The sequence below is a fragment of the Exiguobacterium sp. s160 genome (genome assembly GCF_018617575.1).
Lineage (GTDB): Bacteria > Bacillota > Bacilli > Exiguobacteriales > Exiguobacteriaceae > Exiguobacterium > Exiguobacterium aestuarii_A.
This window is the reverse complement of the sequence record NZ_JACSKK010000001.1, coordinates 389,480-410,852: the sequence shown is the minus strand read 5'-3', so window position 1 is coordinate 410,852 and position 21,373 is coordinate 389,480. Positions and strand designations below refer to the sequence as shown.

General features: G+C 48.3%; 24 protein-coding genes. 13 read left to right on the top strand and 11 right to left on the bottom strand.

Annotation, left to right across the window (positions count from 1 at the left end; all coding sequences use genetic code 11):
* Position 1: 1 nt before the first annotated feature.
* Positions 2-2,407 (top strand): DNA topoisomerase IV subunit A, encoded by a 2,406-nt coding sequence (gene parC, locus KNO86_RS02115; protein WP_214692430.1) that lies wholly within the window; start codon positions 2-4, stop codon positions 2,405-2,407.
* Positions 2,408-2,439: 32 nt separating this feature from the next.
* On the opposite strand, the gene KNO86_RS02110 is transcribed toward parC, so the two are convergent.
* Positions 2,440-2,946: a DinB family protein gene (locus KNO86_RS02110; protein WP_214692428.1), complete on the bottom strand. Its 507-nt coding sequence runs from the start codon at positions 2,944-2,946 to the stop codon at positions 2,440-2,442.
* 129 nt (positions 2,947-3,075) lie between these two features.
* On the opposite strand from KNO86_RS02110, the gene KNO86_RS02105 reads away from it, so the two are divergent.
* Genes KNO86_RS02105 through KNO86_RS02095 form a run of 3 tightly spaced genes read left to right on the top strand, consistent with a single transcriptional unit; the run spans position 3,076 to position 4,887 of the window.
* Positions 3,076-3,693, top strand: a complete 618-nt coding sequence (locus tag KNO86_RS02105; RefSeq protein ID WP_214692427.1) for an NUDIX hydrolase — start codon at positions 3,076-3,078, stop codon at positions 3,691-3,693.
* A 12-nt stretch (positions 3,694-3,705) separates the two neighbouring features.
* A complete protein-coding gene (locus KNO86_RS02100; protein ID WP_214692425.1) occupies positions 3,706-4,419 on the top strand; it encodes an MBL fold metallo-hydrolase in 714 nt (237 codons plus the stop codon).
* 15 nt (positions 4,420-4,434) lie between these two features.
* A complete protein-coding gene (locus tag KNO86_RS02095; protein ID WP_214692424.1) occupies positions 4,435-4,887 on the top strand; it encodes a GNAT family N-acetyltransferase in 453 nt (150 codons plus the stop codon).
* 114 nt (positions 4,888-5,001) lie between these two features.
* Here the strand turns inward: KNO86_RS02095 and KNO86_RS02090 are convergent, their stop codons facing one another.
* Entirely contained in the window at positions 5,002-5,463 is a 462-nt protein-coding gene (locus tag KNO86_RS02090; protein WP_214692417.1) for a GNAT family N-acetyltransferase, read from the bottom strand.
* 260 nt (positions 5,464-5,723) lie between these two features.
* Between KNO86_RS02090 and KNO86_RS02085 the strand changes: the two genes are divergently transcribed.
* The 5 genes from KNO86_RS02085 (at position 5,724) to KNO86_RS02065 (ending at position 10,309) form a co-directional block, all read left to right on the top strand.
* On the top strand, positions 5,724-6,572 hold the full coding sequence (locus tag KNO86_RS02085; RefSeq protein ID WP_214692415.1) for a transporter substrate-binding domain-containing protein: 849 nt from the start codon (positions 5,724-5,726) through the stop codon (positions 6,570-6,572).
* A 9-nt stretch (positions 6,573-6,581) separates the two neighbouring features.
* A complete protein-coding gene (locus tag KNO86_RS02080; RefSeq protein ID WP_214692406.1) occupies positions 6,582-7,280 on the top strand; it encodes an amino acid ABC transporter permease in 699 nt (232 codons plus the stop codon).
* Between the two features lie 116 nt (positions 7,281-7,396).
* Positions 7,397-8,305, top strand: coding sequence for an AAA family ATPase (locus KNO86_RS02075; protein WP_214692405.1), 909 nt, complete (start codon positions 7,397-7,399; stop codon positions 8,303-8,305).
* Between the two features lies 1 nt (position 8,306).
* A complete protein-coding gene (locus KNO86_RS02070) occupies positions 8,307-9,335 on the top strand; it encodes a DUF58 domain-containing protein (RefSeq protein ID WP_214692403.1) in 1,029 nt (342 codons plus the stop codon).
* Positions 9,332-10,309: a hypothetical protein gene (locus KNO86_RS02065; protein ID WP_214692401.1), complete on the top strand. Its 978-nt coding sequence runs from the start codon at positions 9,332-9,334 to the stop codon at positions 10,307-10,309. The genes KNO86_RS02070 and KNO86_RS02065 overlap by 4 nt, the downstream gene beginning before the upstream one ends.
* A gap of 41 nt (positions 10,310-10,350) precedes the next feature.
* On the opposite strand, the gene cls is transcribed toward KNO86_RS02065, so the two are convergent.
* Entirely contained in the window at positions 10,351-11,817 is a 1,467-nt protein-coding gene (gene cls, locus KNO86_RS02060) for a cardiolipin synthase (protein ID WP_214692399.1), read from the bottom strand.
* A 109-nt stretch (positions 11,818-11,926) separates the two neighbouring features.
* Between cls and KNO86_RS02055 the strand changes: the two genes are divergently transcribed.
* Entirely contained in the window at positions 11,927-13,147 is a 1,221-nt protein-coding gene (locus KNO86_RS02055) for a cation:proton antiporter (RefSeq protein WP_214692397.1), read from the top strand.
* A 47-nt stretch (positions 13,148-13,194) separates the two neighbouring features.
* Here KNO86_RS02055 and KNO86_RS02050 read toward each other — a convergent pair whose 3' ends face one another.
* Complete coding sequence (locus KNO86_RS02050) at positions 13,195-13,977, bottom strand: LysM peptidoglycan-binding and 3D domain-containing protein (protein ID WP_214692395.1); 783 nt, start codon at positions 13,975-13,977, stop codon at positions 13,195-13,197.
* Positions 13,978-14,185: 208 nt separating this feature from the next.
* Between KNO86_RS02050 and KNO86_RS02045 the strand changes: the two genes are divergently transcribed.
* On the top strand, positions 14,186-14,446 hold the full coding sequence (locus tag KNO86_RS02045; RefSeq protein WP_214692393.1) for a DUF1294 domain-containing protein: 261 nt from the start codon (positions 14,186-14,188) through the stop codon (positions 14,444-14,446).
* 150 nt (positions 14,447-14,596) lie between these two features.
* On the top strand, positions 14,597-15,391 hold the full coding sequence (locus KNO86_RS02040; protein ID WP_214692391.1) for an AraC family transcriptional regulator: 795 nt from the start codon (positions 14,597-14,599) through the stop codon (positions 15,389-15,391).
* A 16-nt stretch (positions 15,392-15,407) separates the two neighbouring features.
* Here the strand turns inward: KNO86_RS02040 and KNO86_RS02035 are convergent, their stop codons facing one another.
* Positions 15,408-16,166, bottom strand: a complete 759-nt coding sequence (locus KNO86_RS02035; protein ID WP_214692384.1) for a glucose 1-dehydrogenase — start codon at positions 16,164-16,166, stop codon at positions 15,408-15,410.
* 181 nt (positions 16,167-16,347) lie between these two features.
* Here KNO86_RS02035 and KNO86_RS02030 point away from each other — a divergent pair, with 181 nt between their 5' ends.
* On the top strand, positions 16,348-17,199 hold the full coding sequence (locus tag KNO86_RS02030) for an alpha/beta fold hydrolase (protein WP_214692382.1): 852 nt from the start codon (positions 16,348-16,350) through the stop codon (positions 17,197-17,199).
* Positions 17,200-17,221: 22 nt separating this feature from the next.
* On the opposite strand, the gene KNO86_RS02025 is transcribed toward KNO86_RS02030, so the two are convergent.
* From KNO86_RS02025 to KNO86_RS02000, 6 genes are all read right to left on the bottom strand, one after another.
* On the bottom strand, positions 17,222-18,178 hold the full coding sequence (locus KNO86_RS02025) for an alpha/beta hydrolase (protein ID WP_214692375.1): 957 nt from the start codon (positions 18,176-18,178) through the stop codon (positions 17,222-17,224).
* Positions 18,168-18,722, bottom strand: a complete 555-nt coding sequence (locus KNO86_RS02020; RefSeq protein ID WP_214692373.1) for a helix-turn-helix domain-containing protein — start codon at positions 18,720-18,722, stop codon at positions 18,168-18,170. The genes KNO86_RS02025 and KNO86_RS02020 overlap by 11 nt, the downstream gene beginning before the upstream one ends.
* 131 nt (positions 18,723-18,853) lie before the next feature.
* Positions 18,854-19,078 carry an excalibur calcium-binding domain-containing protein gene (locus KNO86_RS02015; RefSeq protein WP_370149069.1) on the bottom strand — a complete coding sequence of 75 codons (225 nt, stop codon included), beginning with the start codon at positions 19,076-19,078 and terminating at the stop codon, positions 18,854-18,856.
* Positions 19,079-19,230: 152 nt separating this feature from the next.
* Complete coding sequence (locus KNO86_RS02010; RefSeq protein WP_251126866.1) at positions 19,231-20,049, bottom strand: SDR family oxidoreductase; 819 nt, start codon at positions 20,047-20,049, stop codon at positions 19,231-19,233.
* An 88-nt stretch (positions 20,050-20,137) separates the two neighbouring features.
* Complete coding sequence (locus KNO86_RS02005) at positions 20,138-20,461, bottom strand: ArsR/SmtB family transcription factor (protein WP_214692369.1); 324 nt, start codon at positions 20,459-20,461, stop codon at positions 20,138-20,140.
* Positions 20,462-20,530: 69 nt separating this feature from the next.
* Positions 20,531-21,340 carry an MBL fold metallo-hydrolase gene (locus tag KNO86_RS02000; RefSeq protein ID WP_251126865.1) on the bottom strand — a complete coding sequence of 270 codons (810 nt, stop codon included), beginning with the start codon at positions 21,338-21,340 and terminating at the stop codon, positions 20,531-20,533.
* Positions 21,341-21,373: the final 33 nt, after the last annotated feature.

Below are 21,373 nucleotides of genomic sequence, written 5' to 3'. Positions count from 1 at the left end.
GATGTCGACGATTCAACACATTTTAAACTTATCTCTCGAACAGGTCGTCGGTGACCGGTTCGGGCGATATTCAAAATATATCATTCAAGACCGTGCCTTGCCGGACGCACGCGATGGACTCAAGCCCGTACAACGCCGTATCCTCTATGCGATGCACCATGAGGGGAATACGAACGACAAGCCGTACCGGAAGTCCGCGAAGACGGTCGGGAACGTCATCGGGAACTATCACCCGCACGGTGACTCGTCTGTCTATGAGGCGATGGTACGTCTCTCTCAGGACTGGAAGCTACGCTATCCGCTCATCGACATGCATGGGAACAACGGATCGATGGACGGTGACCCTGCAGCGGCCATGCGTTATACGGAAGCGCGTCTCTCGAAGATTGCTGGGGTGATGCTGACGTCGATCGCGAAGAATACGGTCGACTATACGCCAAACTTTGATGATTCGACGGAAGAGCCGCTCGTCTTGCCGTCACTCCTCCCGAACTTACTCATGAACGGGACGACAGGGATCTCAGCGGGTTACGCGACAGAAATCCCGCCGCATAACTTGACGGAAGTGCTCAACCTCGCCATCGCACGCCTGAAAGGTCAGGTCGATACGGCGAAAGACGCCCTCGAATATGTCACAGGACCTGACTTCCCGACCGGAGGAACGGTCATGGGGAAAGAAGGCATCCTGAAAGCGTTCGAGACCGGTAAAGGGAAGGTCATCATCCGGGCGAAATCCGAGATTGAGCAACTAAAAGGCGGTCGTGAACAGATCACGATCACCGAACTCCCGTATGAAGTGAACAAGGCGAACCTCGTCAAAAAGATGGAAGAGCTCCGTCTCGACAAAAAGGTCGAAGGTGTCGCGGAAGTCCGTGACGAGACGGACCGGACCGGCCTTCGGGTCGTCATCGAATTGAAGAAAGAGGCAGACGCGGAAGGCGTCCTTCACTTCTTCTTGAAGCATACGGACCTGCAGCTCGCCTATAATTACAATATGGTCTCCATCGTGAACCGGACACCAAAACAGATGGGCATCATCCCAATCATCGACGCCTATTTGAAGCACGTCGAAGAAGTGGTGACACGTCGCACAACGTTTGAACTCGAACAGGCGAAAAAACGTGCTGAAATCGTCGATGCCTTAGAACAGGCCATCTCGGTCCTTGACGAGACGCTCGAATTGATCCGTTCCGCGAAAGATAAAGCGGACGCGAAGAAGAAACTGATGAAGCGGTTCTCGTTCACGGAACGCCAGGCCGAAGCGGTCGTCATGCTCCAATTGTATCGACTCACGAATACGGACATCGTCGAGTTGCAAAAAGAAGCGAAGGCGCTCCAAAAAGAGATTGCCCGCCTCTCGAACATCCTTGACGTGGATGCGACGAAACGGAAGTTGATCGTGAAAGAACTCACGGCGCTGCGTGATGAGTTCGGGGATGACCGTCGCTCGGTCATCGAGTCGGAAGTTGAAGAATTGAAGCTGAAGACGGAAGTCATGATTGCCGTTGAGGAGACGATGGTCTTCGTCAGCCGTGACGGATACGTCAAACGCGCTTCGATGCGCTCATACGGGGCCTCAAGTGACGTCTTACCGGAGATGAAGGATAAAGACCGTCCTCTCCTCACGACACAAGCGATGACGACAGACCACTTGCTCGTCTGGACGAACAAAGGGAGCTACCTCCTCATCCCAATCCATCAGATCCCTGAATCGAAGTGGAAGGATGCCGGTCAGCACGTCGCCAACCTCGTCCCAATCGAAGGGGAACAGGTCATCTCGGCTGACGTCGTCTCGACGTTCGAGACGGACGCCCATTGCCTCTTCGTGACGAAAGACGGCATGGTCAAGCGTACGCCGTTGCGCGACTATGACGCGCAGCGGAAGTCGAAGCCACTCATGGCCTTGAAGCTAAAAGGTGACGATGAGGTCGTCTTCGCAGGGATCAGTGACGGTCCTGGGCAGTTGTTCCTCGTCTCCGAGCGTGGATACGGTCTCTGGTTCAAAGAAGATGACGTCCCGGTCGTCGGACAGCGGGCAGCCGGTGTGAAAGCGATGAACTTGAAAGACGGTGACGTCGTCGCCGATGCGTTCTCGTTCTTTACGCCACCGTTATTCGTCCTCGTGACGCAGCGAGGAGCGGTCAAGAAGATGAAACTTGAAGACCAGTTCGATTGCACGAACCGCAACCTTCGCGGAACGATGCTCATTCGTGAAGTCAAATCAAAACCGCACCAAATCCGTCGTGTGCTCCCTGTACATGGGGATGAGACATTGCATATCGTCGGAAAAGAGAAAGCAAAACAAGTGAAGACAAAAACGCTCACGCTACTTGATCGCTACGCCAACGGATCGTTCGTCTTCGATGAAGATTCATTCGGTGAGATCGAGGACGTGTATCTCGATTAAAGAAAAGACCTGTCGATCGGCATAATCGCCGCTCACAGGTCTTTTTGTGTTAGCCATCCTTCTAGTTCTTGTTGCTGTCGACGGTGATGCCGTGTATGCATCTCGACAAGCTCGAACCACTCTCTCGCATTCAACCAGCCGAACCCACCGTGAAAGGTCTTCCGATCGTCTGTGGCGTCCCCTAGACGGGCTTCTAACGCATCCATCCTTGAAATCAAGGTGGTCATCCGCCCGAGTAACTGCTCATTCGTATCGGTATTGTTCGGAGGTTGGTTCATCTCGGGAGGGAGCTCGATTTTGATTGGAGGAAATCCACCTTCTCGAAACAACTTCTCCCCAAAGGGTGTCTTCTCTCCACCGAGTTGACCGTCTTCTTGAAGACAACGGTCGACTTCATCTAAATACTCATTCGGGACCAACATGATATGATCGTACATCTGACCAATTGACCAAATTGCAGGAGAGCATTTATACCGTAAGTCAGGTTCTGAATAATTTAGCAAAGTTTCTTTGAAATGAGTCAGTTCATAACGATTCATGCTGCACCTCTCTTCTGTTTGCTTTCAGTATACGTGACTTGTCCGAGTCTTCGGGGAATATAAATCTAAAAAGGAGAACGCGACGATTTGCCGAAAGAAACATGTAGGACAAATGATAGGGGGATCTATATGTCTCAATGGCTGACGTGGGCGAAACGGATTCAGGCGCTGTCTCAGGCCGGTCTGACGTTCACACGTGATCAATATGACCGAGAACGATATGAAGAGCTCCAAGAAATCGCAAAAGAGATGTATGAACGACATTCAGACTTATCGAACGAGGCCATCTCTCAATTGGTCCATGTTCAAGGGTATCCGACACCGAAGCTCGATGTACGAGGCGTTGTCTTCAAAGGAGACCGATTGTTACTCGTCAAGGAGCGGTCGGACGGGTTATGGACACTACCAGGCGGTTTTTGTGAGGTGAACCGTTCTCCTGCTGCGAATATCATCAAAGAAGTAGAGGAAGAGGCCGGCTTGGATGTCATTCCGGTGCGGTTACTCGCCTTATTTGACATGCACGAACATCCACACCCGCCACTTTCTGAGCACTATTACAAACTCTTCATCGAGTGTGCATTGATTGGTGACGGGGAAGGTGCTGCCGGCGTAGAGACGACGGATGTCGGATTTTTTGAACGCGACCATTTACCAGAGCTCTCCCTTGCCCGAAACACGCTCGAACAGATTCATATGTGCTTCGACGCGCACTGGCAAGAAGATGACTGGACGACCTTATTCGATTAGGAGGATTTTTTGATGAAAGTGAGACGATACGGACATATCCACCAACTAACCTTTTACGCTCCCGTTCTTCCGATTAACGTCCAGCTGATCGAACATGAACTCGGGCTCGTCTTGATCGACACGGCGTTAAAACGGAATGCGACACATATTCTGTCGTATATTGAAGAACTCGATAAACCGCTCCTTGCCATTTTATTGACGCATGCTCACGGAGACCATGTCGGTGGAGTAGATGCCATCAAAGCTGCACATCCACTCGCAGAACTGTTCATTTCCCGGCGTGATGCTCGCTTACTATCTGGAGACCGTTCACTAGATGAGGAGGAAGAGCACAAGATACGGGGTTCCTTGCCGACGATCCGTTCTACACCAGATACGTTAATAGATCCCGGGGAGCGGCTATTCGGTCTACGTGTTCTTGCAGCAAGCGGTCATACACCAGGATCAATTGCATTTTACGATGAAACGAATCGGGTGTTATTCGCCGGAGACGCTTTTCAGTCGCAAGGAGGGGCCGCAGTGGCGGGGGACGTCCGTCCGTTGTTCCCGCTGCCTGGTCTTGCGACATGGAACCGATCCGTTGCTGTAGGGAGTGCGGAGCGGCTGGTCGATTTGTCACCACTCCTGACGTTTGTTGGGCATGGTCCGCCACTCAAAGGGACACACCGTCTCTATTTGGCATTGAAGCGGGCGAAACGAAAACAGGCGAGAACATTTACTCGATAATGGAGGGATGAGACGATGCAACTAAAAGAAATCCCGATCCATCAATTCGAACAGGCACAGCAGATGCTCGAGATTCAGCGGAACGCATATGCCGTTGAAGCGGAACTGCTCGGATTTGACGAGATTCCGGCACGATATGAGACGATTGATGTCATTCAAAACTTGCCAGGTACGAGCTATGGATTGTATGTCGAGGAGCGGTTGATTGGATTTGTCACCATTGAAGCATCTGAAAACACGGTGGAGATCACAAAGCTTTGTATTGATCCGACATATTTCCGGGCGAGACTGGCGACGACGCTACTTGAGCACGTCTTGAGTATTCATAAAGGACAGCTCGTATACGTGCATACGGGCAAACATAACGGGCCTGCCAAGCGTCTATATACGAAACTTGGGTTTGTGCGAAGTGCTGAATTTGAACCAGAACCAGGTGTCACATTAATTCGATATACACACTCTTCTTAATTTTTTATCTCATCTCACTATCATAAGTATACTAAGATAATGAGATGAGACTTTATTTTTACTGATAATATATGTTATGTAAACTAATAAAAAAAGAGTATGAAAATACTCTATTTATGATTGCCCCCCTTCTTCAAAAATCTTGTACCAATACAAGGTCAAATCAATCTGTAGATTCGCGTGTTGTTTCATTGTATCGACTCCTCCAAGTTGGAATCCCTCTTTTCTATAAAAGCGACATGCAATCAAGTTATCGTTCTGCGCCTCAAGAGATAATCCAATCAGTTCTTTCTCTTTGGCCCAACGTTCGGCTGTCTCAAGCAACATTTTTCCGATTCCTTGCTTACGGTACGTCATTTTGACTGCGATGTTTTCGATATATGCAAATCGATTCCAATCTTTCACGAGTCGAATTTGTCCTACACACTCATCTACATCCATCGCTACATATACGATTCGATTGTCCTGACTCATATAAGCATGCCAGTTGATTAGGTCGTCTGGGAATGGATCATTTGTGTCATTCATTTGATTAATGAGCGACGCTTCAAGTCTTTTTAGTTGAATACGACTCATCCACTCCGCCTCTTTTCCCTGTAAAGTATTCTTTATTTATTCATTCCTACCATTTCTTTTATTATGCAAAATAACAATCTGTTTCATTGATTATAGTTTTCTGTATTAATGAAATGAATTTTGCTTTCAAAGGAATGTTAGCGCTTTATGAATAAACGTTTCAAATGTAACTCGAATCTGTTTAATACGTGTTTCACAGTTGCTAGACCGCTGAAGTCATGCTATTTTTAGACAGATGAAGCATCTAAGGAGGAATTCTTGTGAAACGAACAACAAAAGGTTTGGCAGCAACATTGTTTTTAGCAATCCCACTTGCCGCTTGTGGTGATGATAGCACGAATCAAGCAGATACGACACGTTGGGAAGAAATTCAAGAAGAAGGAACGTTGACAGTCGGAACGGCTGGTACTCTCTACCCCGCTTCTTTCCGTGAAGAAGAGAGTGATACGTTGACAGGTTTTGACGTGGAACTCATGAAAGAGATTGCGAAGCGCCTCGAACTTGAAGTCGAGTTCAAAGAAATGGCGTTTGACAACATGTTGACAAGCGTTCAAAACGGTCAAATCGATGTCGCGGCAAACGACATCTCGGTGACAGAAGACCGTAAGGAGAAATTTGCTTTCTCAAAACCGTATAAGTACACATACGGAACAGCCATCGTTCGCAAGAGTGACCTTTCAGGCATTGAATCGCTTGAAGACTTGAAAGGTAAAAAAGCCGCTGGCGAAGCGACGACCGTCTTCATGGAAGTGGCACGTCAATACGGAGCTGAAGAAGTCATCTATGACAACGCCACGAACGACCAGTACTTGCGTGACGTCTCGACAGGACGTACCGATGTCATCTTGAACGATTACTATCTTCAAACACTTGCTCTCGCCTTCTTCCCAGAGTTTGATATCACGATTCACCCTGATATCGCTTATAACCCGCAAGAAGTCGCATTCTTGATGGATAACGAAAACGACGAGCTTCAAGAGAATATCGACCGTGTATTAGAAGAGATGCTCGAGGACGGTACGGTCAAAGAGTTGTCAGAGCAATTCTACAACGGGGCCGACGTCTCGGTTGAACCTGATGTGGACGCGACAATCGTCGAGACGAAGTAAGGAAATGATATGACGTTCTCAGACATCAAATGGGACGCCATCTTTGACGTAGACCTAGCCATCGAGTCGTTCCCTTATCTGTTAGGCGGATTACCGAACACGCTTTGGATTTCCTTTACGAGCATGTTTTTCGGTCTTGTGCTTGGTCTGATATTGGCGCTTGGGAAGTTGTCTCCGACGCGACTCCTCCGCTATCCATCGACATTTTATATCTCGTTCATGCGTGGTGTGCCTATTCTGATCATCTTGTTCATCCTCTATTCGGGATTCCCGTTCATCGGTATCGAGTTTGCCGCATTGACTGCAGCCATTCTCGGGTTTAGTTTGAACTCTGCCGCCTATATCGCCGAGATTATCCGCTCGTCGATTCGTGCAGTTGATGACGGACAGGTAGAAGCGGCCCGTTCGCTTGGGATGGGGAAATGGTTGACGCTCAAAGGTGTCGTCCTACCTCAGGCGACACGGATCGCCCTTCCCCCGCTCTCGAACGTCTTTCTCGATTTGATCAAAGCGAGTTCTCTTGCGGCGATGATCACTGTCCCGGAGATCTTCAATAAAGCAAAAATCGTCGGGGGTCGTGAGTTTGATTATATGACGGTCTATATCGTCGTGGCATTGATTTACTGGGCGATTTGTACGTTCATGTCGTTTTTCCAAGAATGGCTCGAACGTCATTTCGAACGATATTTAGATTCTCCAAAACGATGACTGACTGGCGCATGCCGGTCGGTCTTTTTTAGATTATCGTCGGATTTTAAGCACACCTCAATCGTCGATTATGCTATGATTTTCTTAATTATCAGAAAAATATAGGGGGATTTTGAATGGTGCATCCATGGGTTTCACATTTAAATGATCAAGTCATCGGGCAATCAAAAGCAATCAAGCTTGCCTCGATCGCATTATTATCAGGAGGACACGTGTTACTGGAAGACCGTCCAGGAACAGGGAAAACGACTCTCGCCCGAAGTCTCGCGAGTTCCGTATCGGCGACGTTTCAGCGTGTTCAATGTACGCCGGACACTTTACCGAGTGACATTTTAGGAATGGAATTGTTCAATCCGACGACGGGGGCGTTCGAACGTCGGACGGGGCCGATTTTTACGTCAATCTTACTCGTCGATGAGATCAACCGGACGACACCGCGTACGCAATCGGCCTTGCTTGAGGCGATGCAAGAACGTCAAGTGACGCTCGGGGAAGTGTCACTTCAGTTACCGGAACCGTTCTTTATGATCGCTACACAAAACCCGTTCGACGGGCAAGGGACATTCCCGCTTCCACAAGCACAATTGGACCGTTTTCTGTTTAAATTGACACTCGCTCCCCTGTCACGGGATTCAGAGCGTCGTTTGATTCGGAACGAGCATTTGTCGACGGAGCCATTTTCGCTTCAACGTGACGAGCTGTTGAAGATGCAACAAGAGGTTCGCGATGTGAAGTTCCATGAGGCGATGGAGGACTATCTCCTCGATTTGATGGAGTCACTCCGTCATCACCGGGATATCGAGGTGGGTCCGAGTCCGCGGGCGACCCTTGCCTATACGATGGCGGCTCGGGCACATGCCTATATGGAAGGACGAGACTTCGTTTCACCAGAAGACATCCGAGCGCTCGCTCTTCCGATTCTAGGACACCGAATCGTCTTGACGGTCGAAGCTTCCTTGAAGACGAAGCCGACGAAGCTCATCAAATCTGTACTCGAGACCATCCCGGTCCCATCAGAGGTGTAAGATGCAGTTAGTCAGCCCACGCTATCTCGAGTCCGGATACATGTGGCTCTTGTTTGTCGTCGGGATCTTCACAGCGCTATACGGGAATGTCTTGATTGCGAGCCTATTGATCGGCTTCAGTCTCTATGCTCTGGTCATGCCTGCTTTCATGTTTCGATTGGCAGAACAAGTGCATGTCGACCTCACCGAGGAGTTAAAACTTTTCCCGAATGACGACGCCGTCTACGTGTTAAAACTCGTATCCACTGCAAAAGTACCACTCGGAGTCGTACGGCTATCCGGGTATTTACATCCAACCGTCGAGTCGGAAGGTCACGCGTTTTGGCGCCAGGAGAACTTTGTCGAGACGAATGCAACCGTCGATTTTACCATCCCGCTCCATGCAAAGAAGCGTGGACCCATCCGTCTTGAGGCAATCGGGATGGAAATTCGTGACCCGTTGCGCATGTTCTCTCTATACAAGGAAGACACCCTTCCCCGAATTGGTTATGTGTTCCCTGAGTTTTCACCGTATCCGATCCCGAAACGGCCACCTACCCTCCCCGGTGAGGAGATGGTCCGACATAGCGCCTATCGTGACCCGGAGACGTTCCAGTCGGTCACTCCATATCACGGGCAACCGATGCGACAGTTGTATTGGTCCGCCTATGCAAAGACAGGGGAACTGCTTGCCCGTACGGAGCAACCGGTCCAAGCGAATGAGTATGTGATCGTCCTCGATTTGTTGACGAAAGACGGACGAGCCCTCACCTATCAGATGGAGCGACTCATCTCACAAGCGGCAGCCCTATGTCGCGATTTTGAGAAAGAGAACGCGAGTTACGGTCTCATCGTCCCGACGCTTACGAAAGATGGGATCACATACGACCTACCGCCTGGAAGCGGCGAGGTGCATTTCCGTAAGATTATGACGACGTTCGCCTGTCTGTCGGAGAGCGATTTTCCATTGGCACGCTCCTTGTTCGAACGAAAAGTCGCCAAGTATAGCGGGAACCAATCGATTTTACGGTTAGGGGGTGACGGTCAATGAGATGGCTATGGTGGGTCTTCGCGGCGTTTTATATCGGTCACGTGTTTCCGCTCCTCTTTTTATTGACGCTTCGTCTCTCTCGGAACACACAGCTCATCGTGCAGACGGTCCTTTCGATCGGTGCCCTGTACTTCTCTTATGAGATGAGCATCTTGCTTTTGGTCTTCACGTACGTGCATGCATTTATCCGAACGTTGGATTGGACGGACCGTTACGCGATGGCGAGTGTCCTGTTCTTAGTGGCCGACTGGTTATTCCCACCGGCGACCCAGCCGCTCGCGATGGTGCTCTTTCCGTTCATCTTTTTGATCTGGCAGCGGAACCTTTACTATCGTCGTGACTATAAGCGCATGGTGACGATGCTTGCTCTCGGGCTAGGAATCGGGTTAGCCGTCTCCCTCATCATCCGTACGATCAAAGAGCTGTTGTTTGGGAATGTCATCGCCTGGATCAGTCCCTTCTTCTTATGGATTGGCAGCTGGTTCGACGGCATCACACTCGATCCGAATGACCGTGTGAACCGCTTCCTCGTGCCAGATAACCCAAACATCGATGCGGAGACAGTGTCACAGGAGACATTACTCCAGTCCGCTTCGAACGAGTCGCTCTTTTTCATCGGTATCTTTGTTGTCACGCTATTGATTGGTGTCGGTTTGTTCTTCTATTTACAGAAGCGAAAAGACATCCAGGAAGACGGGATGATTCCAAAGAGTATTCATCACCCGACGCTCTCAGATAAACGAATCGTCCGCTCCCCACGGCAAATTCAGCTTCTCGAAACGGGACGGAAGCTCGAACAAGTGCAACCGCGTCTCCGTGAAGAAACGGTATCTGACTGGTTACAACGAATCGAGTTCACGAACCATACCTTATACGCTGAATGGTTAGAGGCAGCGGAATATGGAGATAAGGAAGCCCCGAAAGACGTCAATGAGTCATTCGAGCGTCTTGTCACACAATTGAAGAAACGTTAAAAAACATCCGGTGAGGAATTTCCTCTACCGGATGTTTCGCGTTATAGGATCGGGCTGAGCAGGCGTGACACGCTCTCTTTGAAGCGAATCCAACGGGTCCTCGACTCGTATCGTTCGATCGTCAACTTTTCGGCACGAGATTCGTCCCGTTCGAATGCATCGATGACGGACTGTGCAACATCTCGATCGAAGACGAGTGCTGAGATTTCAAAGTTGAGACGGAAGCTTCGCGCATCGATATTCGTGGTCCCGATGGAAGCGACCTCTCCGTCAATTACGAGCGTCTTCGCATGGAGGAATCCTTCTTCGTACGTAAAGACCTCGGCCCCGTAGCGTACGAGTTCCGCCGCATTCGCATAAGTCGCCCAGTAGACAAACATATGGTCCGGCTTATTTGGAATCATCAGCTTGATTTTGGTACCTGCCATGAGAGCAATCCGACAGGCATCAAGGAAGCTCGCATCCGGAATGAAGTATGGTGTCTGAATATAGATACAATCTTTTGACTGTGTGATCATTTTGACGAGCATGTTCTTCAGGTGCTCCGTCGAGGAATTCGGTCCTGAGGTCACGATTTGAACCGGTGAAGCATGATGTGAGATTCCCTCGGTCGGCCAGACAAAGTCGTTTTTCCGTGCTTTCGTTTTCGTCGGGACCGAGCGATTCCAGTCTAAGATGAACCGTTCTAATAATTCTTTCACGGCGTCGCCAGAGATTCGTAAGTGAACGTCACGCCAATAGCCGAAGTGCTCATCTTTACCAAGGTATTCATCCCCGACGTTAAAACCTCCGATATAACCGAGTTCACCGTCGATGATACAGAGTTTTCGGTGATTTCGATTGTTGACGCGGAAATTGATGCCGAGTTTGGACGGGAAGAACGATTTGACTTCTCCTCCGTGAGCGAGTAGATCCTTAAAGTGTTTATGTCTTAATCCTCTCGATCCGACAGCATCATAAAGGAGACGAATGCGCACCCCTTGTTTCGCCTTCTCCGTTAACAGACGAATGAGCGACTGACCGAGCGGGTCGTTTTGGATGATGTAATATTGAATATTGACTTCTTTCGTCGCGCGCTCGATGTCTTGAAACATCTGGTCGAACTTTTCCGTTCCGTCGTGCAGGACGGTGATATCGTTGTGGAATGACATCAGCGCATTCGTCGACACGAGGTTCAGACGTGCCAGCCGGCGATATTTCAAAAGAAGTGGATGATTGAACGGGGCGAGCGAACGGTCGAGCTGATCGAGTTGTTCTTCGACATGGTGGTGATACGCTTCGCGTTTCTCTTCTTCCACTTCATAAAAGTTTTGAGACTTGATCAGTCGGCCGAAGAAGATGTACACGAAAAAGCCGATGAGTGGTAAGAAGAAGAGAACGAGCAGCCATGCCCACGTCGTACCGATGTCCCGCCTCTCAAAAAAGATGATGGTGACGGCGAACGTGAGGTTAAGCAATAAGATGAGCCATGTCAGTATGACGATGATGAGTCCGATTGTTACTTCCATCGTATCCCTCCCTTTCCTTCAATTCTTACCCGAAATCGGGCAATCTTAGCAGATGTTTTTCATGATATGGGTATACATATATGAGGAAGCGATGAAATGGAGGGTGTTTATGGAAGACATGATGATTGGATTCAGCTTACTTGTCCTCATCGGCGCACTTTCGCAGTTGATTGCATGGCGTTTTGACTTCCCGGCCATCTTGATCATGACGGTTGCGGGTATCCTGGTTGGTCCGATTTTCGGATGGTTAGATCCAGACTCGATATTGGGTGATTTATATAGCCCACTCATCTCGATCGCCGTGGCGCTTATCTTATTTGAAGGTAGTCTCAGTCTCGAGTTTAAAGAGATTGATGATTTAAGAAAGCCAATTTTTCGTCTCGTTACCGTCGGTGTCTTCATTTCGTTTATCCTGACCTCCATCTTATTGATTTGGATTGGAGAGTTTCATTGGTTACCGGCTTTCACACTGGGTGCCATCTTCGTCGTGACGGGACCGACAGTGATCATCCCGTTATTACGTCAAGCAAACTTATCGGTTCGACCTTCGAAAGTGTTGAAGTGGGAAGGGATTATTGTCGATCCACTCGGTGCATTGATGGGTCTCTTCGTCGTACGGATTGGCTTTATCTTTTATCAAAATGACGGACTAGCGAGCCATTTACCGTTCTTTTGGTCCTGTATCGTCGCCGTTGCTTTCGGGATTGCCGTCGGACATTTACTCATCCGCTTGTTCGGAAATGAGAAAGTCCCAGAATATTTACGGACAACGTTGACGTTCTCCGGAGTCCTTCTTGTCTACTCCATCAGTGAATGGGTCATGCATGAAGTCGGATTGTTGGCCGTGACGGCGATGGGGTTGACGATGGCGAACTCCAAACATGGACATCTCCACATTTTGAAACAACTTCGTGAATTTAAAGAAAATATCTCTATCTTACTCGTTTCCACCGTGTTTATCATTTTGACCGCCAGTTTGACCCGCGACAGTTTACTTGCCATCTTCGACTGGCCACTCCTCTTGTCGATTCTAGGAATTTTGTTCATCGTTCGCCCCGTCTCGGTGCAAACCTCCTTACTCGGCTCCCCTTTGACGACGAAAGAGCGGGCGCTCATCAGTTGGATTGCCCCACGTGGGATCGTCGCCATGACGGTGACAGCATTTTTCGCACAAGAAATCACTGAACTGGGGATTGAAGACGCAGAACGGATGCTACCGATTACGCTCGGTCTCGTCGTCACGTCTGTCACCTTGCATGGATTGACGATTAAGCCGCTCGCTAAACGATTAGGTTTGACGAAAGTGAAGAATCCATGGGAGAAAGGATAAACACAAAAAAGACACCGCCCGATGGCAGTGTCTTTGATGAGCTTGAATTAGTTCAAGACTTTGATTGTGATTGACTTGCGACCGAAGTTGAGCGCTTGCTCTTGTGTCGGCATCAAGATATCAATTTTGTTACCTTTGATGGCACCACCAGTGTCTCCTGCGATTGCTTCTCCGTATCCTTCAACCCATACTTTAGAGCCGAGCGGAATGACAGAAGGGTCGACCGCGATGACTTTTTGGTTAGGATTCGAACGAACGTCGATACCTGTCGCTGTGATACCAGAACATCCAGCACAATATGGTGTATAAGCTGTTGCTTCAACAGTCATTGTCTTACCTGAAGCCGGAGCTTGGGTTTGCGTTGTAGACGATGCTGTTTTTGTTACTGGTGCTGATGTTGATGTCTTCGGTGCTGATGTTTTCGCATCATTCGCTACCGATGCAGCTGCTGCACCTTTCACGGCGAACTCTTGTCCTGGGAAAATAAGATCTGAATCAAGACCGTTCCAAGTCATCAATTGATTAACAGAGATCCCGTGGTTCAATGCGATACGATAAAGTGTATCACCTGATTTAACTGTATACGTTTTAGATGCAGTAGAAGCTTTTGCTTCTGCCTTTCCAAGTTTCAAGACTTGGTTCGGGTAAATCATATTTGAGTTTAAGCCGTTCGCTTGTTTAATGTCGTTTACAGAGACGTTGTTGTTCACGGCGATACGATAGAGTGTATCTCCAGACTGAACTGTGTGTGTTGATGCTGCCGAAGCTGGAGCAGCGACTCCTAAACTAAGGCCAGCGAGTGCCGTTAGTGTCAATAGTGGTTTTTTCATAAGAATATTCCTCCCTTTTCTAACGCCCCCTTACTGTAACACCTCTATATTTCACAGCGATTACAGGACGATATGAGAGTCATATCAGTTCATTTACAGAACAATTCATAGGGATGAGAGGATTCAGAAAATTGTTTTAATCCATGAAAACGGCTTTGTAGAGCCATTTTAAGATATAATAAAGAGAGAAATAAGGAGGTTTTGGTCTTTGGAACTATTACTGCTATATTACATTGTGACTAATTTACTAGCGTTTGTGTCATTTTTTGTCGATAAACGACGGTCTCGGATCGGGGCTTGGCGCATTTCGGAGCGTACGTTATTGACGATGGCATGGATTGGTGGGGCATTCGGTGCTTATTTGGCAATGCGCATCTTCCGACATAAGACATTGAAGCCTAAATTCCGGATTGGGGTACCTGTTGCCATTCTCGTCCACGCGGCTTTTACAGGGTGGCTCATCTTTTAAGCATTATATAGAAGAAACACAACCATGATTAAGATTACGGGGATGAGGAAAATGTTGAAATCGTCCCTGTTTTTGGAGGAATCAAAGTATTTTAACCGTTAAAAACGAAACGAAATATCGGAAAATTACCGAACTGAGGAGAGCATCACTTTGAAGAGGACGATACTGACAAGTCAAGGGGCTTCCACATTTACCATCACGAATCAGTTTACGATACTATTGATTGAATCAGGGATTGTCGATATTCGGGTGAACGGGGAGAATATAAAACTTGCTTCAAAAGAAAGCATCCTGTTGGCATCTGGACAAAGCTATGTCGTACAACGGATGGAAGAGACTTCGCAAATCTTCAAACTTGAATTTGACCCATATGAGCTGTTCCACCCTAGATTGTCCGAAGAATATGTAACGCCATATCTTGCAGGCGACAAGTCCATACATATTTTAAAGAGAGAACGAACACACCGCTCCATCGTTCATACGATTGAACAAGTCGTTAACCATTTGCAGGTAGACGGACCGCTTAAACGGATGGATGCGACACTGCAATGTGCGGTGATCTGGCGTTATTGGATTCAGCAAGATGGCCAGGGAATGAATAACGAGAAAAAACTAGAGAGTCTTCGAAACATGCTAGCATATATTCATTTACAGCTTGAAGATAAACTATCGTTAGCACAAATCGCGACTGCGGGTAATGTAAGTCGCAGTGAATGTTGTCGGCTGTTTACAACGTTCGGGAACACCTCCCCGCTTGCGTATGTTCAAGTTAAACGAATGGACCGGGCCGTAGTCCTATTAAAGGATTCGACTGAATCGGTTGCTGACATCGCCAATCGCCTCAGCTACTCAAGTGTCAGTCACTTCGTACAGACATTTAAAGCACATCATACGATTACCCCGCTCGCCTATCGAAAAAAATACCAAACGAAAAGAGCCGAATGATTTCGGCTCTTTTCGTTTATCTTGCCGTCCAACCGCCATCCGCTTTCAGTACATCTCCATTTACAAAACTTGAATCGTCCGATGCTAAAAAGAGCGCGACGTTCGCGATTTGTTCGGGTTCACCCATCGGTGCTTCCCCCGCACCTTGGATGGCACGCATCCCGAGTTCGCTCGGAGCGGTGATGGTCGAACCGATATTCGTGTTGACACCACCCGGCGCGATGGCATTTGCGCGAATCTTACTGAGTGTCCCATGGGTCGCTGCGATATTTTTCGTCAACCCGATCAAGGCGTGTTTCGATGCCACATACGCTGCGCCACCGCGAGTACCGAACAATCCTCCGACAGACGCATTGTTGATGATGACCCCGCCACTATCTTGTTTCTCCATTACTTGAATGGCGGCACGGGCTAATTTCATCGGTCCGGTCAAATTGACAGCAAGGACCCGGTCCCATAGTTCATCCGTCACTTCCCCCACCGTCATAAAGTTGTCCATGATGCCCGCATTATTGACGAGAATGTCGACCGACCCGAACGTTTCCTTTGCCGTATCGACGAGACGGTCGATATCCGTTTGATTCGTGACGTTACCAGCGATACCGACGACATCCCCACCTCCCGTCTTCATCTCTTCGACCACTGCCTGCACAGAATCTTCATTCATGTCGAATGCGACGACCCGCGCGCCTTCCTTCGCGAAGAGTTTAGCGATGGCCCGCCCCATACCAGAGCCGGCCCCGGTGACGATTGCTGTTTTCCCCGAAAGTTTCATCCATCATTCCTCCTTTAAACATAAGAGCAAATATGATGCGTGATGATAGAAATCTATCTATCACTAAGTTATACCCTCATTTGTTCACGAACACCGTGAGAAAGATGGCGAAATTTCTTCAATTGATTTCCAATCATCTTTATACTTGAATGGAACGCATTCTATATAGAGGAGAGATGACGTGCGACAATTCAAAGCAACCATCTACGGTCAAGGTGACCCTATCCTATTCCTTCCCGGCGGCGGATTCACCGGGTCTCAAGGACAACAGTTTGTCGAAGCCTTACATAAACAATTTGAAATCCATCTGTTAGACTTACCTGGTTTTGGTGAGAGTGAAGGACTACATACATATGCGACCTCCAAAGTGCTCGCGGATTGGGTCGAGTCGTATCGAACATCACGACAACTGGAGTCCATCCGATTGATCGGACATTCGATGGGAGGTGCCATCGCGCTTGCTTACGCGGTCCATTACCCAGACCAGGTCAGACGGTTGATTCTCCTCGATCAAGGTCATAAACCGAATGCCATGATTCCTTTTCGTGAATATGGCATATTCGGATTCGCTTTCCCCTTGTTGCGACTGCTCTATCACAGTTCCCCGAAGCGCCTCTTGAACTCGATTGAAGCTCGAATGAACAAGAGTGATTCCGTATTTTCTGAGGAACGGTTCCAATTGTTCTGTCGACGGGTTGGGGTAGAATCAACATCGATGATTCGAACGGCTTTCGAACAGCCCGCTCGTTTGTCGACCGGTGGCCAACATTTATTGTTCGGATACGACGGACTGGACTTTAAGGATTTGCTTCGACGGGTCAAAGTACCGACGCAACTCTATTATGCGGACTTCACAGGTATTGATTTGAAGGAGGCGAAACGGACGCTCCGGCATATCAAACGAGCGGAACGGGAGCTTCATCCCTCTGTGCAATTGATTGCCGTCCCAGGTGGGCACTTCGTCCAGTGGAGTCGTCATTTCTCGATGGAACACGTTGAGCGGTTCTTACGTACAGAAGAAGGAAACGGATAATTCTCCGCTGCCTTCTTCTTCATCATGATATCCAGTTGTGGCGTATGAGCCATTCGTGGAGCTGGTGTTGTAGCTCGGGATGAAGCGGCTTCTTAAGTTGTGCACGATATTGTTTTTTCACGTCCAGAATGCTCATCTCCCCGTCGAAATGTTTCAACATATGGTCCATGTTTCTAATCTTTTGTACCTCGACATGTTTCGCGTGAAGAGCATCGAGCTCGTCAAGATGATGGACGTCCGTTTGAACATCTCGATCTCCTGTCAGTGCAAGTGTCGGTACATTCAACTGAACCAAGCGATCCCGGAGCGACTCATCCGTATACGCAAGGTGCTCCCGTAACCATTTGGCAGGGAATTTCATCAGTTGGATTCGCATCGTATCCTGGTCCGTCGCTGTGACACGTTCGAACAGTTTTTGTTGCTTTCCGATGACCGACTTCTCGTTCAAGCTGAGTCGGAGTAGTTTCCCTTTGATTCCTTTCGTACGCTTTACTTCATCGAGTAAGAAGTGCGCCTGTTCCTGCATGCTCGTCTTCAAGGCCACACCGGCACCAGACAATAGAATCAGGCCGGAAACCGACTCGCGTTCAGCCGCAAGCGTCGCGACGATACATCCTTCGCTATGACCGAGCAGCAAGATGTCTTGTAAGACATGGTCAAGCGATTTCAGATAACGGATCATCGTTGCCACGTCATCAACGAGTCCAGACAGACCGACGGTATTCCGATTTCCTCCACTTTTGCCGATGCCACGTTTGTCAAAACGTAACGTGACGAAACCTTGTGTCGTCAGCCATTCTGCCAGATCTTTATACAGATTCGACTTGAAGCCTGTCCCATTCCCGTCGCGGTCCAATCCACCGGTCCCCCCGATAAGGATGATGGCTGGAAATGGCGACTGGCCACCATGTGGAGTCGTCATTGTAGCCGCGATGGTTGATTCTCCTTGAATGAATACCTGTTCTTGCTTATACATCATCCATCTCCTCCTTTTCTTCAACCGGCATGAACGCATACGAGAACTTTCGCAACGTACGTTCTTCGGAAGGATCATGGTCCAACACATCTTCTAATAAGTCATAAAGACCTGTTAAGAATCGGTCACTTTCGCCATCGGACAGGTAGAGCGGGATGCTCCGGAATCCGACTTTGTCTTCTGGGAGGTCGATCGAGTCGCGCTTCAGATAGTTGCCGAAATCCATGAGCAGTGACATCGCAAACGTGTAACAGACCATATACAGTTGCTCTCGGTCTTCCTCCTCGACAATCTTGTTGATACTGGTCAACGGATTGTTTTGAATCGCATACACTTTCTCATACACCCCGCGAACTTTATTTTCGCTCATGACAGATAAAATCTCGTCTTGTACCATTTTGTTGATATGGCGATAGAGGCTCGCTTGAGGAACATCGGGAAGTGCTTTTGCTAAGTCTCCGGTCGTGACTCCTTCATTCATCAGAACGTGTTGAAAGATTTTCATGCGAATCGGGTTCAATAGACTTTTTAAGACATCTTGATTCATTGATTCCACCTCAATGTTATCATATTTGATAATGTTATTACTTATGATAATATCATGTGGTCGAATCGTTGTCTATGTCCATACAAAAAAGCCGCCCTCGTATGGCGGCTGATTCGATGCATGATTTATGATCACCGTTCACAGGCGATTCCGTCTTTGTCGCGGTCTTTTGATTGATTCGCGTCATATAAGGCTTTATTGACATAAGGTTTATAACGCGTCTTTCCACCTTTGTTTTTGGTCGTCTTCGATTTGGCCACGCCCCCTTTGTACACTTTGTTCATCTCCGTGCAGTTTTTGAAGCGTTTCGCCGCAGCATCGACCGAGTCTGTCGGTGTTGCCGTCAATCCAATCATAAGAATGAACGTCGATAGTGCCAGTGAGACTTTTTTCATCAAACCCCTCCTCTTACAAGTTATATCGGGTAAATTTGTGTGATATTTATCATTGAATGAGTGGATAAAAAATTCTTTCCGACACTGATGAAGTTCAAAAGAGATACTTGATGTTAATTTTTCTCTACGACACGTCGCACGATAGAGAAGAACACTTGGTTCGGCAGATAACGCTTCAGCGCAATCAACAGTCCTGCCTGTTTACCCGATGGATAGCGGAGACGCTTCTTCCGGTCGGTCGCTGCACGCCAAATCGTCTCGGCGACGACCTCCGGGCCTTCAGCGTTCGCACCAGCGGCATTCGTGTTATGGAGCGCGACTTCCGTATAGTTATCATATACATCGAGCGGTTGGTCACAGACGAGTTCCTGGGAACGACCATAAAAGTCTGTCTTGATTGGTCCTGGTTCAATCAATTTCATGTCGATATTAAACGGTGCCAGTTCAAACTGAAGCGATTCTATGAACCCTTCGATCGCCCATTTTGAACTATGATACAGACTATAGATTGGGAATGTGATTTGACCACCGACCGAAGACACGGTCACAATACGTCCGCTCCGCTGTTTGCGGAAATACGGAAGGGATGCTCGGATCACGTTCATGACACCGAAGACGTTCGTATCAAACTGACGCTGAATCTGTTCAGAAGAGGCTTCTTCAAAAATCCCGACCGCTCCGTACCCGGCATTATTCAATAACACATCGATTGTGCCGTGATCCGAGACGATTTGCTCGAAGGCGTCAAGAATACTCGATTCGTTCGTCACATCTAGCTGATAGAGCGAGACCCCTTTTAGGTTGGACAGTTCTTGATGTTCTTCAGGACTTCGCATCGTCGCGGCGACATGCCAGCCTCGTTTGCTGAACAGTTCGACGGTCGCTCGACCAATCCCACTTGATGCTCCCGTAATAACAATGGTTTGATTCATCTTCATTCTCCTTTTAACGTTTATACGTTTAAACTTTTAAACTAACTAGTGGAAAAGAAGCCTTTCTCTTTGTTTCCAAAAAGAAAGGTCATAAGATACATTCATCTTCGATCGCACGTGTCAGTGCTTTGAGCAGTCCGACCGCATCCTCGAGGGTCAAGAAGTAAAAGTTCTCTGTCCCGATTTTCTCGGATGAGACGATCCCTGCTTGTCGCAACAGTTTGAGGTGATGCGAGATGGCCGGTCTAGACAACTCGATCTTTTCATCAATCTGATTGACGTTCAATCGCTCATGTCTGGCGATCTCGACGATGATGCGTTGACGATTGACGTCGGCTAATACTTGGAACAATGGGATTGCATCTTCAAATAAAGATAGTGACGCCTCGGGTGTTGTATCTGGTTGTTTCATATTCATCACTCCGTTTAAAAGTTTAAACGTTTAATCATGTATTCAGAATACTAGGTGATTCGCCTTCTGTCAACGAAGTTGTTCGTAGACTTCTCGAAGAATACTTGAAATCATATGTCTGGAGTCATAATCCCGCTTGGAGATTTGGACGAGCGGCGACGGGTCAGGGAAAAGGTGAGCGTTGATATCGTCAATCGTATAGCCCGCAGCGGTTTTCGTTAACACGTCATCGGTCAAACGTTCTAGATAATCGAGCTTTTTGCTTAATTGCTCCCTTCCCTGTTCGAGACGTCCGGCATGCTGGCAGTACACTTCCTCAAAATCGAGGGACAGGACACGCTTGAGCGAACGGATCTGTTCAGGGACTGACTCCTCTGGAATCATGACCTTTGGATACGGATGAACGAACAAATCACCTGAAAACAGTCGACCGTTCTCCTCGTCATATAAGACGACATGATTCGGTTCATGACCAGGTGTATGGATCACCTGATAGGTATGATGCTCTGACGTGATCTGGTTGTCGTGATAGGCGACCGGCTGGAACGGTTCCGGGTCACCGGAGAAGCGTGCCCGATAATCGGGGATATCTAGGCCCATCCGGCACATATCTCTGGCAGACTCATGTATGTAGATTGGCACGCGATACGTTTGTTCGAGCCATGCGGCCGTTCCGATGTGGTCTTCATGTGGATGCGTAATGCTGACGAAGTCGATTGGGACCGATTCATAAAAGGGTTGGAGAGCGGGGAGCATCGTACGGGTCCCGGTATCGATGATCATCCCATCGAGATAATATACATACATCGACATCTCGAATGGACCGTTCTTCACTTTGGCGCAAACTGCCGTCACTGGCCCATGCTGCTTCACTTGCATCATTCTTCCCTCCTAACTCTCACTTTTCTTTAT

What these genes read in the sequence shown, in the direction of transcription:
- KNO86_RS02090 (WP_214692417.1), bottom strand. Translation starts at nt 5,463, where the DNA reads ATGAGTCGTATTCAACTAAAAAGACTTGAAGCGTCGCTCATTAATCAA.
- KNO86_RS02065 (WP_214692401.1), top strand. Translation starts at nt 9,332, where the DNA reads ATGAGATGGCTATGGTGGGTCTTCGCGGCGTTTTATATCGGTCACGTG.
- KNO86_RS02080 (WP_214692406.1), top strand. Translation starts at nt 6,582, where the DNA reads ATGACGTTCTCAGACATCAAATGGGACGCCATCTTTGACGTAGACCTA.
- KNO86_RS02050 (WP_214692395.1), bottom strand. Translation starts at nt 13,977, where the DNA reads ATGAAAAAACCACTATTGACACTAACGGCACTCGCTGGCCTTAGTTTA.
- KNO86_RS02100 (WP_214692425.1), top strand. Translation starts at nt 3,706, where the DNA reads ATGAAAGTGAGACGATACGGACATATCCACCAACTAACCTTTTACGCT.
- cls (WP_214692399.1), bottom strand. Translation starts at nt 11,817, where the DNA reads ATGGAAGTAACAATCGGACTCATCATCGTCATACTGACATGGCTCATC.
- KNO86_RS02035 (WP_214692384.1), bottom strand. Translation starts at nt 16,166, where the DNA reads ATGAAACTTTCGGGGAAAACAGCAATCGTCACCGGGGCCGGCTCTGGT.
- KNO86_RS02005 (WP_214692369.1), bottom strand. Translation starts at nt 20,461, where the DNA reads ATGAAACAACCAGATACAACACCCGAGGCGTCACTATCTTTATTTGAA.
- KNO86_RS02020 (WP_214692373.1), bottom strand. Translation starts at nt 18,722, where the DNA reads ATGAATCAAGATGTCTTAAAAAGTCTATTGAACCCGATTCGCATGAAA.
- parC (WP_214692430.1), top strand. Translation starts at nt 2, where the DNA reads ATGTCGACGATTCAACACATTTTAAACTTATCTCTCGAACAGGTCGTC.
- KNO86_RS02015 (WP_370149069.1), bottom strand. Translation starts at nt 19,078, where the DNA reads ATGATTGGATTGACGGCAACACCGACAGACTCGGTCGATGCTGCGGCG.
- KNO86_RS02070 (WP_214692403.1), top strand. Translation starts at nt 8,307, where the DNA reads ATGCAGTTAGTCAGCCCACGCTATCTCGAGTCCGGATACATGTGGCTC.
- KNO86_RS02025 (WP_214692375.1), bottom strand. Translation starts at nt 18,178, where the DNA reads ATGATGTATAAGCAAGAACAGGTATTCATTCAAGGAGAATCAACCATC.
- KNO86_RS02075 (WP_214692405.1), top strand. Translation starts at nt 7,397, where the DNA reads ATGGTGCATCCATGGGTTTCACATTTAAATGATCAAGTCATCGGGCAA.
- KNO86_RS02095 (WP_214692424.1), top strand. Translation starts at nt 4,435, where the DNA reads ATGCAACTAAAAGAAATCCCGATCCATCAATTCGAACAGGCACAGCAG.
- KNO86_RS02110 (WP_214692428.1), bottom strand. Translation starts at nt 2,946, where the DNA reads ATGAATCGTTATGAACTGACTCATTTCAAAGAAACTTTGCTAAATTAT.
- KNO86_RS02000 (WP_251126865.1), bottom strand. Translation starts at nt 21,340, where the DNA reads ATGCAAGTGAAGCAGCATGGGCCAGTGACGGCAGTTTGCGCCAAAGTG.
- KNO86_RS02105 (WP_214692427.1), top strand. Translation starts at nt 3,076, where the DNA reads ATGTCTCAATGGCTGACGTGGGCGAAACGGATTCAGGCGCTGTCTCAG.
- KNO86_RS02010 (WP_251126866.1), bottom strand. Translation starts at nt 20,049, where the DNA reads ATGAATCAAACCATTGTTATTACGGGAGCATCAAGTGGGATTGGTCGA.
- KNO86_RS02055 (WP_214692397.1), top strand. Translation starts at nt 11,927, where the DNA reads ATGGAAGACATGATGATTGGATTCAGCTTACTTGTCCTCATCGGCGCA.